The following is a 13,495-nucleotide window of genomic DNA, read 5'->3' as shown; positions in this document are numbered from 1 at the left end:
TTGCCGGGGCCGCGCAGCGGCCCCGAAATGCTTACTGCTGGCGCAGGTTCTCAAGCAGCTTATGGGTCGGGTATCCATCCGCCGGCCATCCCAGCCCTTGCTGGGCATTGCGGATCGCCTTGCGGGTATTGGCCCCGATAATGCCATCGGCATTACCCGCATCATGCCCGCGGCTGTTCAACAAGTGCTGCAGCTCCATGCGCTCGCTGCGACTGAGCGGCAGATCCTCTTTCGGCCAGCTGCCGGCAATGAAGCCCCAGCCGCTGAAGCGATCCCCGAGCAGGCTCACTGCCAAGGCATAGGATGACGAGTTGTTGTACTTGAGGATGGCGCGGAAGTTGTCCAGCACCAGGAACGCCGGGCCGCGTGCACCGGCCGGCAGCAGCAGGGCGGCAGACAGTTGGTTGCTACCTGCCGGCAGGCGGGTGCCTGCTGGCAGTTTCACGCCCATCGCCAGCCATTCACTCACCGGTTTGCGCTGTGCGCCATCGGCCTGCCAGAAGTCGAAATCAGACGGCACCTGTACCTCGAAGCCCCACGGTTGGCCGCGTTTCCAGCCCGAACTCTGCAGGTAGTGCGCTGTTGAGGCCAGGGCGTCTGGTGTGCTGTTCCAGATGTCGCGGCGGCCATCGCCGTCGAAGTCCACGGCATGGGTGTTGTAGGTGGTCGGGATGAACTGGGTCTGGCCCATGGCGCCGGCCCACGAGCCCCGCATGGCTTCAGGCTGGATGTCACCATGCTGGATGATCTGCAGCGCGGCAATCAGCTGGTCCTGGGCGAACTGTGGGCGGCGGCCCTCATAGGCCAAAGTGGCCAGCGAGCGGATCACCGACTTGCTGCCCTGGAACTGGCCGAAGTTGCTTTCCATGCCCCACACCGCGACCAGCACCTGGCGGTCCACGCCATATTGTTGCTCGAGGCGAGTCAGCAGCTCAGCGTTCTGCGCCAGCAGCTTCTTGCCGTTGCGCACACGCAGGGGCGACAGGGCGCCTTCGAGGTATTCCCATACCGGGCGGGTGAACTCCGGCTGGCTGCGATCTGCCTTGATCACGTCCAGGTCAGGGGTGACACCGAGGAAGGCGCGGTCGAAGGTGCTCGGCGAAATGCCGGCTTGCAGGGCCTGCTCGCGGAAGCCCGCTTGCCATTGGGCGAAGGTTTGCAGAGGCTGGATTTCAGTGCTGACGTCGGACGTTGCGCCGGGCACGGTCACCACTGGATTGGGTTGGGCAGGGGCCAGCGGCAGCGCGTCGGCGGCGGTGGGCTTTTCCGCACAGGCCACGAGCAAGATGAAGCTGGAGGCCGCGATCAGCTGGCGGGTTTCCCAGCGGGGGATAATACGGAAGAGCATGCACAGATCCAGAGTTGCAGGTCAGGTGACGACCATACCATGCCTGCGCTTGCGATGCTTTCATGCAGCCAAAAAGTAGGAAGCCTCCCAATCTCTCGATTGGAAGGCTTCGCGGCGGTAGCTGCCTTTGCCCTTGTTCGGTTGTTCCTGGCGGCATCGGAACAGTGGCTGGGCGATGATGGACTTGGCCTTGTTGGGGCCGTGCTTTTTCGGCTTTTTGCTCATGGCGGTATCCCGGGGTTGGGTGGGTTTCGGGCGCACTGTAGGCCCCCCGAGGGGTGGGGGCCAATTGATTGTGTATATGATCGAGGCTCTGGTGCTATGCAGGAGCGGGCCTGGGCCCAATCATCAATGAGTGTCCACCCCCGATCGGCGTAGGAGCGGGTTTACCCGCGAATACGGTAGCGGCGGCAACGGTGAACGGCAGGTGGAGATTGGCCAGCAGCCCCGGCCCTTTCGCGGGTGAACCCGCCCCTGCGACGGCCTGTGTCCAACCCCTGATGTGTGTCCTCCACCGATCAGGTGTAGGGGCGGGTTTACCCGCGAATACGGTAGCGGCGGCAACGGTGAACGGCCGGTGGAGATTGGCCAGCAGGCCCGGCCCTTTCGCGGGTGAACCCGCTCCTACGACGGTCGGCGCCCAACCACCGATCTGTGCCCACCCCCGATCAGCGTAGGAGCGGGTTCACCCGCGAATACGGTGGCGGCAGCAACGGTAACCGGCCAGGGATATTGGCCAGCAGGCCCGGCCCTTTCGCGGGTAAACCCGCTCCTACGACGGCCTGCGCCCAACCACCGATCAGTACCCACCCCCGATCAGCGTAGGGGCGGGTTTACCCGCGAATACGGTAGTGGCGGCAACGGTGAACGGCAGGTGGAGATTGGCCAGCAGGCCCGGCCCTTTCGCGGGTGAACCCGCTCCTACGACGGCCTGCGCCCAACCACCGATCAGTGCCCACCCCCGATCAGCGTAGGAGCGGGTTCACCCGCGAATACGGTGGCGGCAGCAACGGTGACCGGCCAGGGAGATTGGCCAGCAGGCCCGGCCCTTTCGCGGGTAAACCCGCCCCTGCGACGGCCTGTGTTCAACCCCTGATGTGTGTCCTCCACCGATCAGGTGTAGGGGCGGGTTTACCCGCGAATACGGTAGCGGCGGCAACGGTGAACGGCCGGTGGAGATTGGCCAGCAGCCCCGGCCCTTTCGCGGGTAAACCCGCGCCTACATGGGCGGCAGGGTCAGGCGCTGGCCAGCCATCAACAGCGACAGTCGCGCCAGGCCAATCCAGGGCGAACCTTCTGCCTGCCCTTTGATCTGCGCATCGATACGCTGGGCATCCTGCAGCAGTTGCGCCCAGCGCTGCGCCGAGAGGCGCTGCAGGGCCTTGCTGACCAGCGGTCGGCGTTTGTCCCAGATGGGCGGGCGGGCCTGGCTGAACGCTTTGTCCAATGGCACGCCTTGGCTGAACTGCTGGGCCACCCCAGCCAGCTGGCGCAGCTCACGGGCCAAGGCCCAAAGGATGACGGGCGGCTCCACACCTTCACCGCGCAAGCCTTCGAGCATGCGCAGGGCATGCGCAGCCTCGCCGTTGAGAATGGCATCGACCAGGCCGAAGACATCAAAGCGGGCGCTGTCGGCGACGGCAGCCTGCACAGTTTCCACGGTGATCTGGCTGCCTTCGGCCAACAACTTGAGCTTTTCGATTTCCTGCGCGGCTGCCAGCAGGTTGCCTTCCACACGCGCGGCAATCAGGTCGACGGCATCACGCTGGGCTGACAGGCCGGCCTGTTGCAGGCGCTGATTGATCCACTGAGGCAGCTGGTGCACATCCACCGGCCAGATCTGGATGAACTGGCAATGGGCGCCTTCGATCAGCGCCTTGCCCCACTTGGTCTTCTGCGCACTGCTGTCGAGCTTGGGCAGGCTGATCAGCAGCAGCGTGTCTTCGGCGGGGTTGGCGCAGTATTCCATCAGCGCGGTAGCACCCTTGTCACCGGGCTTCCCTGAGGGCAGGCGCAGTTCCAGCAGGCGCCGCTGGGCGAACAACGACAGGCTTGCACCGGCCTGGAGCAGGGTGCCCCAGTCGAAGTTGGCGTCTGCACTGAATACCTGGCGTTCATCGAAGCCTTGCTGACGCGCGGCATTGCGGATGGCGTCGGCGGCTTCCTGGCACAGCAGCGGGTCGTCGCCGCTGACCACGTAGACCGGTGCCAGGGCGCCTTGCAGGTGCTTGTTGAGTTGGGCGGGGGCGAGTTTCATGGGGAGCAGGCGGGGCGCCCGAGGGCGCCCCTCACGGGCTTAGTTGCCCGGCACTTCCAGTGGCGATTGCTGAGGCGTCTCGGCCTGCTGGCGGCGGGCAGCCTCCAGCGCGGCAGCTTCGGCTTTGGCGCGCTCGTCGGCTTTACGTTGCAGCTCATCCAGTTGGGACGGGGACAGCATCTGCAAACGTACGACCATGGCGTTGACCAGGTCGCGGCGCATTTCTTCGCGGGCGCGCTTGGCTTCCTGCTCGGAGCCGGTGATGTTAGAGCCGTCACGCACGTAGACCTTGCGCACCTCCAGCTTGTCGCTCATCAGCTCCAGGTTGTTCAGGCCCAGGATGCTGTAATCCAGCTTGGTGGTCAGCTCGTACTCGGCGGTACGGTTGCCACTGTTGTAGGTAGCCGAGCGCTCGCGCTCCTGTTCGTTGGTCAGCACCAGGCGATACGGTGCGCCAGCGTGCACGTTGACGCCGCTACGTTCCAGTACTTCACGCAACTGGACCACAGTCGGGCCGTAGGCATTGCGCGCGCTGACGTCCATTTCCTTCACGCTCAGCTCGGTGGAGCCGGTGCCGCGCAGCTGGAAACCGCAGGCGCTGAGCATGACCGCCAGGCCGATTACCAGCAAATTGCGTTTGATCATGTTGTTGCTCCCTTTTGGGCCTGTTCCGCCCGCCCGCAGCCAATGCAGGTGGGCGTTTTCATCAGTTGGCGACGATGTTGACCAGCTTGCCCGGTACCACGATGACCTTGCGGATGGTCAGGCCATCGATGAAGCGCAGGACATTCTCGTTGCTGCGGGCAGCGGCTTCGACTTCCTCGCGGCTGGCCGCGGCAGGCATCTCGACCTGGCCGCGCAGTTTACCGTTGACCTGAACCACCAAGGTAATGGTGTCCTGCACCAGCGCCTGCTCGTCGACGCTTGGCCAAGTGGCATCGATCACCGAGCCTGCATGGCCCAGTTGCTGCCACAGTTCGTGAGAGATGTGCGGAGTGATCGGTGCCAGCAGCAGGGTGACGGCTTCCAGACCTTCCTGCAGCAGGGCACGGTCCTGTTCGGTGGCTTGCGGGGCCTTTTCAAGCACGTTCATCACGGTCATCACCTGGGCGATGGCGGTATTGAACTTGTGGAACTGGCCCACGTCGATGCTGGCCTGCTTGATGGCAGCGTGAATGGCGCGGCGGATGACCTTTTGTGCGTCGTCCAGGGCGGCAACATCCAGCTTGCCTGGCAGGCCTTGGCTGACGTGAGCCTGAGCCAGGCGCCAGACACGGCGCAGGAAGCGGCTGGCACCTTCGACCCCGGAGTCGGACCATTCCAGGCTCATGTCGGGCGGCGAGGCGAACATCATGAACAGGCGGCAGGTATCGGCGCCGTAGGCTTCGATCATGGACTGCGGGTCGACGCCGTTGTTTTTCGACTTCGACATCTTCTCGGTGCCGCCGATTTCCACCGGCAGGCCGTCGGTCTTCAGGCGGGCGCCAATGATCTTGGCTTTGGCATCACGCTCGATCTCGACATCGGCCGGGTTGAACCAGTCCTTGCCGCCGTTGCTGGCAACGCGGTAGTAGGTCTCTGCGACCACCATGCCCTGGGTCAACAGGTTCTTGAATGGCTCGTTCGAGGTGACCAGGCCTTCGTCACGCATCAGCTTGTGGAAGAAGCGCGCGTACAGCAGGTGCAGGATCGCGTGTTCGATACCACCGATGTACTGATCTACCGGCAGCCAGTGGTTGGCGGCTTTGGGGTCGACCAGGCCTTTGTCGTAGTTTGGCGAGGCGTAGCGGGCGAAATACCAGGACGACTCGACGAAGGTGTCCATGGTGTCGGTTTCGCGTTTGGCCGCAGCACCGCATTTCGGGCAGATGCATTCGTAGAATTCAGGCATGCGCGCCAGTGGCGAACCGGCGCCGTCCGGCACCACGTTCTCCGGCAGGGTGACCGGCAGCTGGTCTTCCGGCACCGGTACGTCGCCGCAGGACGGGCAGTGGATGATCGGGATCGGGCAGCCCCAGTAGCGCTGGCGGCTGATACCCCAGTCGCGCAGGCGGAACTGGGTACGCGATTTGCCCAGCTCCTTGCGGATCAGGGCCGCTTCGATGGCGTCGAAGGCGCCAGCAAAGTCCAGGCCGTCGAACTCTGCGGAGTTGATCAGCTGGCCGTGCTCGCCATAGGCGGCCTGCCACTCGCTGCCGACTTCGTCGCCAGCGCTGGTGCGCACCACGGCCTTGACCGGCAGGTTGTACTTGTGGGCGAATTCGAAGTCGCGCTCGTCGTGGGCCGGCACGGCCATTACCGCGCCATCACCGTAGTGCATCAGCACGTAGTTGGCGACCCATACTGGCAGCTTCTCGCCAGTGAGCGGGTGCTCGACCAGCAGGGAAGTGGCCATGCCCTTCTTCTCCTGGGTGGCCATGTCGGCTTCGGCAACGCTGCCGCTCTTGCACTCATCGATGAACGCCTGCAGCGCCGGGTTACCCTGTGCAGCCTGGGTGGCCAGCGGGTGCTCGGCGGCGACGGCGACGTACGTGGCGCCCATCAGCGTGTCCGGACGGGTGGTGAAGACCTTGAGGGTGCCTTCGTGGCCGATGCTGGCCTGGTCGTACGGGAACTGTACTTCCATGCCGCGCGATTTGCCGATCCAGTTGCGCTGCATGGTCTTGACCTGCTCAGGCCAGCCCGGCAGCTCGTCGAGGCTCTCCAGCAGCTCGTCGGCGTAGTCGGTGATGCGGAAGTAGTACATCGGGATTTCGCGCTTCTCGATCAGCGCGCCCGAACGCCAGCCACGGCCGTCGATGACTTGTTCGTTGGCCAGTACGGTCTGGTCCGCCGGGTCCCAGTTCACGGTACCGTTCTTGCGGTAGATGATGCCTTTCTCGAACAGGCGGGTGAACAGCCACTGTTCCCAACGGTAGTAGTCGGGTTTGCAGGTGGTGACTTCACGTGCCCAGTCGATGGCCAGGCCCAGGCTCTTGAGCTGGGTCTTCATGTAGTCGATGTTTTCGTACGTCCACTTGGCCGGGGCGACGTTGTTTTTCATCGCCGCGTTTTCCGCGGGCATGCCGAAAGCGTCCCAGCCCATCGGTTGCAGGACGTTCTTGCCCAGCATGCGCTGGTAGCGGGCAATCACGTCACCGATGGTGTAGTTGCGCACGTGGCCCATGTGTAGCTTGCCGCTCGGGTACGGGAACATCGATAGGCAATAGTAGGTGTCTTTGCCTGGCTGTTCGGTAACAGCGAACGATTGTTGCTCGTCCCAGAACTTCTGGGCGGCGGCTTCGATATCACGGGGCGTGTATTGTTCGTGCATGGCTACTTTTGGCTGAGAGAGAAGAGACCTTGTTCCAGGCAGCGGAACCTCGCTGCGTCCGGCACTCCGGTGTCGTTTAGAGTGAACGCCGTAGCATACAGCAGCGCTGCGTATCGTGGGAAACCTTCGTTGCGAATGCCCGCTGGTCGCGGCACGCGGCTGCTTTTTGCAGCGACGCTAAGCTCAGGTGTGGGGGGGATATTCTTACCTTCAATGAGGTGAACGGATGGGAGAGACGCAGCTACCCGCAATCAGACCGGAGCTTTACGAGCGCCTGATCGACCGGCTTGGCCTGGCACTGGAAGCGGCCAGGACTTCGGTTCGATTGCGCGACGAGATGCCAGCTGAGCTTGAGTTGCGTGGCCTGAGCCACGCGGAGTTTGAAGTGATCAAGGCCTACCTGGATTCCCTTCCGGAGCGCCACAATGCCTCTGTCGGCAGTTACCCACAAGCGGAGCCGACATCGGCCAAGATCATCTGGCTCAAGGACAAGAAACGCCCCGCCAGCAAGGCGAGACCCAGGACGCTGCCGCATCGCTAGCCGTTCAGGACGCCAGGTGCAGGCCATCGCGCGCCGGTTCTTCACTATCACATAACTCACGATCGACGCCGGTACGCACTTGTTGACCGGCGTCGATCCTTCTAGGCTGCACGCCTGCCAAGGAGGTGTGGCCGATGCCGATCCGATTCTTCATCAAACAATGGCTGATGCCGCCGGGCCTGCTGTTCTTGCTGCTGCTTGCGGCCTGGTGGCTGCGCACGCGGCGGCCACGGTTGGCGGCGCTTTGCTTTGCCGTAGGGTTGGGTGGCCTGTGGCTGATGAGCCTGCCGCTGGTGGTGCAGGAAACCGCCCGTGCGCTGGAAAGTGAGCCGCCGCTGGCCGTGAGCGAGTGGGCCGGCCTGGCGAGCCAGGCGGATGCCATTGTGGTGCTGGGCGCTGGGCGCGAGCGCGGGGATCCGGCCTGGGGCGGCGGTGACCAGCCCACGGCCACGGCGCTGGAGCGTATGCGCTTTGCGGCGCGCCTGGCCAAGGCCTCGGGCCTGCCAGTGTTGACCAGTGGCGGGTTGCATTACGGGACGCCGCCCAGCGAGGCGAGACTGATGGCTGATCGCCTGCGTGAAGATTTCGCTGTCGAGGTGAAATGGCGCGAAGAGGCCAGCCGCACGACTTGGGAAAATGCCCAGCTGACGGCAAAGGTGCTGCAGCCTTTGGGAATTCGCCGGGTGGTGCTGGTGACCCAGGCCTGGCACATGCAGCGCTCACGCTGGAGTTTTGAAAAGGCGGGGTTCGAGGTGGTGCCGGCGCCGGTAGGGTTCCTGGGGCGCGATCATGCACGGCCGTTTGGCGGGCTGCTGCCAGAAAGCCGGGCGATGTGGCAGAGCGGGCAACTGCTTAATGAAGTGGTGGGGTTGGTGGGGTACCGGGTGTTTTACTGATTCACCGGCTTACATAATCCCCTGTAGGAGCGGGCTTGCCCGCGAAAGGGCCTGCCCTGCCGGCCAATCTCCACCCGCCGTTCACCGTTGCCGCCACTACCGTATTCGCGGGTAAACCCGCTCCTACAGTGGCCGCGTATCGCCAATCAGACGGTTTTTGCAATACGCCCTGCCAGCAACGCCCAGCCCAGCAGCAATGCACAGACAATTGCCAGCGGCCATGAGCGCCATTGCAGGTAAGGCGTCAGCTGCTGCATTGGCACCACTTCGCCATACAGGACTGCCTGCTGGAACTGCGGAACCTGCGTGGTAATGCGGCCAAACGGGTCGATCAGTGCAGTCACGCCGTTGTTGGTGGCGCGGATCATCCAGCGGCCGGCCTCCAGCGCGCGCATCTGCGCCATCTGCAGGTGCTGCAAGGGGCCGATGGATTTGCCGAACCAGGTGTCGTTGCTGATGGTCAGCAGCAGGTCGCTACGTGCAGCCAGGCCGGCGGCGAACTCGGGGTAGACCACCTCGTAGCAGATGTAAGGCGCAATCTGGTAGCCCTTGGCCTGCAGCAGCGGCTGGTCTTCCGGGCCGCGGGCGAAGTCCGACATGGGCAGGTTGAAGAACTCGATGGCCCCACGCAGCACGTCTTGCAGCGGCACATACTCGCCAAACGGCACCAGCTTCTGCTTGAGGTAAGTACCATCGCCTTCGCCTGTGACGGTAATGCCGTTGTAGTAGCGGCGCTGGTGGTGCACTTCTTCACGCACCGGCACCCCCGTGATCAGCGCCGAATGCCGCTCGGCGGCGAAGCGGCCCATCACGTCGATGTAGCCCTGGGCCTGGTCCTTGAGCACCGGAACAGCAGTTTCCGGCCACACCAGCAGGTCCACCGGCCTGGAGCTGAAGCTCAGGTCGCGGTATAGCGCCAGTTGCGCGTCGATGTGCGCGGGGTCCCATTTCAGGTCCTGCTCGACGTTGCCCTGGATCGCCGCCACTTTCAGCGGCTCGCCTGCCGGAATGGTCCAGGCATGGCCCTTGAGCGTCAGGCCCAGCACCCAGGGGGCCAGCAACAGCACACTGGCCACGGCCAGGAACGAGGGGCGGGTGCGCAGGCGGTGCAGGTTGCACAGCAGGGCGGCGGTGAGGGCGAGGGTGAAGGAAATCAGCCATACGCCGCCCAACGGCGCAAGGCCGGCCAATGGGCCGTCCAGTTGGCTATAACCAGCGTAGAGCCAGGGGAAACCGGTCAGGAACCAGCCGCGGAAGGCCTCTTGCAGGAGCCAGAGGGCGGCGAAACACAGGGCGTCGGCCAGTGGTGCTTCGTTGCGGCGTAGCCAGCGCGCCCACAGCCAGGTGGGCAGGGCGAAGAACCAGGCCAGTGCCGCGAAGAACACCAGCAACAACACGATTGCCAGCAGCGGCGAGGCGCCGCCGTAGGTGTTCATGCTGACGTAGATCCACCAGGTGCCGGCACCATACAGGCCAAACCCGAACCACCAGCCACGCCACATGGCCTGGCGCGGGCTGAGCTCGCGCAGGCCAAGGTAGAGCACCGCGATGGACAACACCGCCAACGGCCAGATGTCGAACGGCGCCAGGGCCAGGAGGGTGGAAGCACCGGCCGCCAGGGCCAGCAGGTTACCGGGCCAGCCGGGGCGGGTGAGCCAACGCATGTTTGTCCTTAATGGGTGATCGGGGTCAGGCGCAGCAAGTGTATCCGCCGGCTGTCGGCGTTGAGAATACGGAACTTGTAAGACCCGATCTCGGTGGTTTCGTTGCGCTTGGGCAGGTGGCCAAAGGCGCTCATCACCAGGCCGCCGACCGTGTCGAACTCGTCATCGGAGAACTCGCTGTCGAAGAACTCGTTGAAGTTCTCGATCGGGGTAAGCGCTTTGACCAGGAAATCACCGCTGGGCAGTGGTTTGATGTAGCTGTCTTCCTCGACGTCGTGCTCGTCTTCGATATCGCCGACGATCTGCTCCAGCACGTCCTCGATGGTGACCAGGCCCGCCACGCCGCCATATTCGTCGATGACGATGGCCATGTGGTTGTGGTTGGCGCGGAATTCACGCAGCAACACGTTCAGGCGCTTGGACTCGGGTACGAAGGTGGCCGGGCGCAGCAGGTCCTTGATGTTGAAACTGTCGCCGTTCTCCTTGAGGATCAACGGCAGCAAGTCTTTGGCGAGCAGGATCCCGAGTACATCGTCATGGCTTTCGCCGATTACCGGGTAGCGCGAGTGCGCGGCGTCGATCACCGCCGGCAGGAATTCGCGAGGCGACTGGCCGGCCTTGATGCTGTTCATCTGCGAGCGCGGCACCATGATGTCGCGAACCTGCAGGTCGGCGACCTGAATGGCGCCTTCGACGATGGTCAGCGCTTCGCTGTCCAGCAATTTGTTCTGATGGGCTTCGCGCAGCAGCTCAAGCAGCTCCTGGCGGTTTTTCGGCTCATGGGCAAAAGCCTGGGTCAGTTTACCCAGCCAGGACTTCTGCCCGTTGCTCGATCGATCTTCGCTCATGGCGGTTCTCGTGATCCTTCGTGTATCAGTGTGTGATTGTGTCGGTTTCATCATCGGCATACGGGTCGGGGTGACCCAGTTCTGCCAGCAATTCCCGTTCCAGGCTTTCCATTTCTTCGGCCTCCTCATCCTCGATGTGGTCATAGCCGAGCAAGTGCAGGCAACCGTGGATGACCAGGTGCGCCCAGTGAGCTTCCAGCGATTTGCCTTGTTCGGCCGCTTCGCGCTCGACCACCGCGACACAGATCACCAGGTCGCCAAGCAGCGGGATATCGAGCAGGTCATCGGGCACATCGGCCGGGAACGACAACACATTGGTCGCGTAGTCCTTGTGCCGGTAGGTGTGGTTCAGCTCGCGGCCTTCGGTTTCGTCGACCAGGCGAATGGTCATTTCCGAGTCGGCGCTGCGCTGGCGCAGCGCCAATTCGCACCAGCGGCGAAAGGCGACGTCATCTGGAGTGGCAGCATCCGTGGCCCGTTGGATATCAAGTTCAAGCATCTTTGCCGGGCGCCTCGGGCTTGGGCTGGCGGGCTTCGAAGCGGTCGTAGGCTTCGACAATACGCTGCACCAGTGGGTGACGAACCACATCCTTGGGTTGGAAATGGGTAAAGCTGATCCCGGGAACGTCCTTCAGCACCTCGATGACGTGCGCCAGGCCCGACTTGGTGCCGCGGGGCAGGTCGACCTGGGTGATGTCACCGGTAATCACCGCGGTAGAGCCGAAGCCGATGCGGGTCAGGAACATCTTCATCTGCTCGAGCGTGGTGTTCTGGCTTTCGTCGAGGATGATGAAGCTGTTGTTCAGGGTGCGGCCACGCATGTAGGCCAGAGGGGCGATTTCGATCACCTGGCGTTCGATCAGCTTGGCCACGTGTTCGAAGCCGAGCATTTCGTACAGGGCGTCGTACAGCGGGCGCAGGTACGGGTCGATTTTCTGTGCCAGGTCGCCGGGCAGGAAACCGAGCTTTTCACCTGCCTCGACCGCCGGGCGCACCAGCAGGATGCGGCGCACCTGTTCGCGTTCCAGCGCGTCCACGGCGCAGGCTACGGCCAGGTAGGTCTTGCCGGTACCGGCCGGGCCGATGCCGAAATTGATGTCGTTGGCCAGGATTTCCTTGACGTAGCGCTGCTGGTTGAGCCCGCGCGGGCGGATGTTGCCCTTGCGCGTGCGCAGCGACACGCTGACCTCGTTGACGGCCGGGTTGTCGATGTTTTCGACAGCCGACTCCTGCAGGTACAGGTGCACGGTTTCCGCTGACAGGTCGGTGGCCTTGGTCTCGCGATAGAGACGGCGCAGCAGCTGTTCGGCAGCAGAAGTGGTCCTGGGTTCGCCGATCAGTTCGAACTGATTGCCGCGGTTGCGGATCTCGATGGCCAGGCGTTGCTCGATCAGGCGCAGGTGCTCGTCGAACTGGCCGCACAAGTTGGCGAAACGGTGGGCCTCGAAGGGTTCGAGGATGAAACGATGGGGTTCTATGGGTGCGTTCAAGGTCGTTTTTAGCCGCTCGACGGCGATGGAGTTGAACTCAAGAATAACCCTTGAATGGCAGTGGCGAAAGCACTGAAACGTTCAACGGTATGTACGGGCTGTTCTGGCCTCTTCGCAGGTGAACCCGCACCTCCAAATCCGGTGGAGATCCTTGGGGCGCGGGTTCACCCGCGAAGAGGCCAGAACAGGTATCATGCCCATCATTTCTTACGCATGTGTTATCTGACCGAACATGAGCAAACCCGAACCCGCCATCTATAAAGTGATCTTCCTGAACCAGGGCCAGGTCTTCGAGATGTACGCCAAGCAGATCTACCAGAGTGACCTGTGGGGCTTTCTGGAGATCGAGGAGTTCGTGTTCGGAGAACGCTCGCAACTGGTAGTGGACCCGAGTGAGGAGAAGCTCAAGAGCCAGTTCGACGGAGTGGTCCGCAGTTTCGTGCCAATGCACTCGATTGTGCGCATCGATGAGGTGGAGCGCCTGGGCACGGCGAAGATCAGCGAGGCCAAGGGTGGCGGCAATGTGATGCCGTTCCCGATGCCAATGCCGGAAAAGTGACCTTCAGGGAAGCGGCGAGAACGGCGTGCGCCCTTCGGCGTTTTGCAGTTCCAGCAGGTACTTGCGGAAAATCTGGCCGAGCACCTGGGTGGCATGCTCCAGTTCGTCGCGGGGCATTTGCTCGGTCACTTCGTCGGCCATGTCCAGCGCATCTTCAGCGCCATTGACCGCAGCCATCTTCAGCAGGATGTAGGCCTGCACGTTGTTGGCCTTGACCCCTTCGCCATGGAAGAACATGGCACCCAGGCGGTATTGGGCGTCGGCATGGCCTTGCAGCGAAGCCTTCTGGAACCAGTCCAGGGCTTTGCCCAGGTTTTTTGGCGTTTGCGTGTAGTAATACTCGCCCAGTTCGAATTGCGCCTGGGCATCCCCCGCAGTCGCCGTCTGCTCGCAGGCCTTGAGGGCGTTTGCCAGGTCTTCAGGCTGAACATTCAAAGTGCAGCGGCCCGCCGCCGGAATCAGCAACGAGTTACCGCCCTCCGCCAGGGCCAGCAGGGGCTGAAGAAGCAACAGGCAGCCCAGGGTCAGGGCGCGGCCGGTGCGGTTCATGGGGATCGACTTACCTCTGCAAAGCTGCGG

Annotated in this window: 13 protein-coding genes; 3 read left to right on the top strand and 10 right to left on the bottom strand. The window is 63.2% G+C overall.

The genetic code is table 11. The annotated features are described in order from the left end of the window. Positions 1-31 precede the first annotated feature (31 nt). The 5 genes from INQ47_RS11225 to leuS all read right to left on the bottom strand — a co-directional run bounded on the left by INQ47_RS11225 (position 32) and on the right by leuS (position 6,918). Positions 32-1,348, bottom strand: a complete 1,317-nt coding sequence (locus tag INQ47_RS11225) for a lytic murein transglycosylase (protein WP_404701696.1) — start codon at positions 1,346-1,348, stop codon at positions 32-34. A gap of 60 nt (positions 1,349-1,408) precedes the next feature. After that, entirely contained in the window at positions 1,409-1,573 is a 165-nt protein-coding gene (arfA, locus tag INQ47_RS11220; RefSeq protein WP_003257578.1) for an alternative ribosome rescue factor ArfA, read from the bottom strand. Positions 1,574-2,567: 994 nt separating this feature from the next. Then, entirely contained in the window at positions 2,568-3,605 is a 1,038-nt protein-coding gene (holA, locus tag INQ47_RS11215; RefSeq protein ID WP_404701695.1) for a DNA polymerase III subunit delta, read from the bottom strand. Between the two features lie 39 nt (positions 3,606-3,644). Beyond that, positions 3,645-4,250, bottom strand: a complete 606-nt coding sequence (gene lptE, locus INQ47_RS11210) for an LPS assembly lipoprotein LptE (RefSeq protein WP_004576919.1) — start codon at positions 4,248-4,250, stop codon at positions 3,645-3,647. 61 nt (positions 4,251-4,311) lie between these two features. Further along, positions 4,312-6,918, bottom strand: a complete 2,607-nt coding sequence (gene leuS, locus INQ47_RS11205; RefSeq protein ID WP_404701694.1) for a leucine--tRNA ligase — start codon at positions 6,916-6,918, stop codon at positions 4,312-4,314. Positions 6,919-7,144: 226 nt separating this feature from the next. On the opposite strand from leuS, the gene INQ47_RS11200 reads away from it, so the two are divergent. Beyond that, entirely contained in the window at positions 7,145-7,459 is a 315-nt protein-coding gene (locus tag INQ47_RS11200; RefSeq protein WP_252458607.1) for a hypothetical protein, read from the top strand. Between the two features lie 134 nt (positions 7,460-7,593). Continuing rightward, a complete protein-coding gene (locus INQ47_RS11195) occupies positions 7,594-8,355 on the top strand; it encodes a YdcF family protein (RefSeq protein ID WP_404701693.1) in 762 nt (253 codons plus the stop codon). Positions 8,356-8,501: 146 nt separating this feature from the next. Here the strand turns inward: INQ47_RS11195 and lnt are convergent, their stop codons facing one another. From lnt to INQ47_RS11175, 4 genes are read right to left on the bottom strand one after another with little or no spacing between them, the layout of a single operon-like run. After that, a complete protein-coding gene (gene lnt, locus INQ47_RS11190) occupies positions 8,502-10,019 on the bottom strand; it encodes an apolipoprotein N-acyltransferase (RefSeq protein ID WP_404701692.1) in 1,518 nt (505 codons plus the stop codon). A gap of 8 nt (positions 10,020-10,027) precedes the next feature. Continuing rightward, positions 10,028-10,867, bottom strand: a complete 840-nt coding sequence (locus INQ47_RS11185) for an HlyC/CorC family transporter (RefSeq protein ID WP_404701691.1) — start codon at positions 10,865-10,867, stop codon at positions 10,028-10,030. Positions 10,868-10,892: 25 nt separating this feature from the next. Beyond that, positions 10,893-11,366, bottom strand: a complete 474-nt coding sequence (gene ybeY / locus INQ47_RS11180; RefSeq protein ID WP_404701690.1) for an rRNA maturation RNase YbeY — start codon at positions 11,364-11,366, stop codon at positions 10,893-10,895. After that, positions 11,359-12,357 carry a PhoH family protein gene (locus tag INQ47_RS11175; protein WP_404701689.1) on the bottom strand — a complete coding sequence of 333 codons (999 nt, stop codon included), beginning with the start codon at positions 12,355-12,357 and terminating at the stop codon, positions 11,359-11,361. The genes ybeY and INQ47_RS11175 overlap by 8 nt, the downstream gene beginning before the upstream one ends. A 232-nt stretch (positions 12,358-12,589) precedes the next feature. On the opposite strand from INQ47_RS11175, the gene INQ47_RS11170 reads away from it, so the two are divergent. Continuing rightward, a complete protein-coding gene (locus tag INQ47_RS11170; protein ID WP_252458610.1) occupies positions 12,590-12,916 on the top strand; it encodes a DUF1820 family protein in 327 nt (108 codons plus the stop codon). Between the two features lie 3 nt (positions 12,917-12,919). Here the strand turns inward: INQ47_RS11170 and INQ47_RS11165 are convergent, their stop codons facing one another. Further along, positions 12,920-13,465 carry a tetratricopeptide repeat protein gene (locus tag INQ47_RS11165; RefSeq protein WP_252458611.1) on the bottom strand — a complete coding sequence of 182 codons (546 nt, stop codon included), beginning with the start codon at positions 13,463-13,465 and terminating at the stop codon, positions 12,920-12,922. Between the last annotated feature and the right edge of the window lie 30 nt (positions 13,466-13,495).

Source organism: Pseudomonas sp. 3HC3 (assembly GCF_044904505.1).
Lineage (GTDB): Bacteria > Pseudomonadota > Gammaproteobacteria > Pseudomonadales > Pseudomonadaceae > Aquipseudomonas > Aquipseudomonas putida_Y.
The sequence above is the reverse complement of the archived record's forward strand: the minus strand, read 5'-3'. Positions and strand labels throughout refer to the sequence as shown.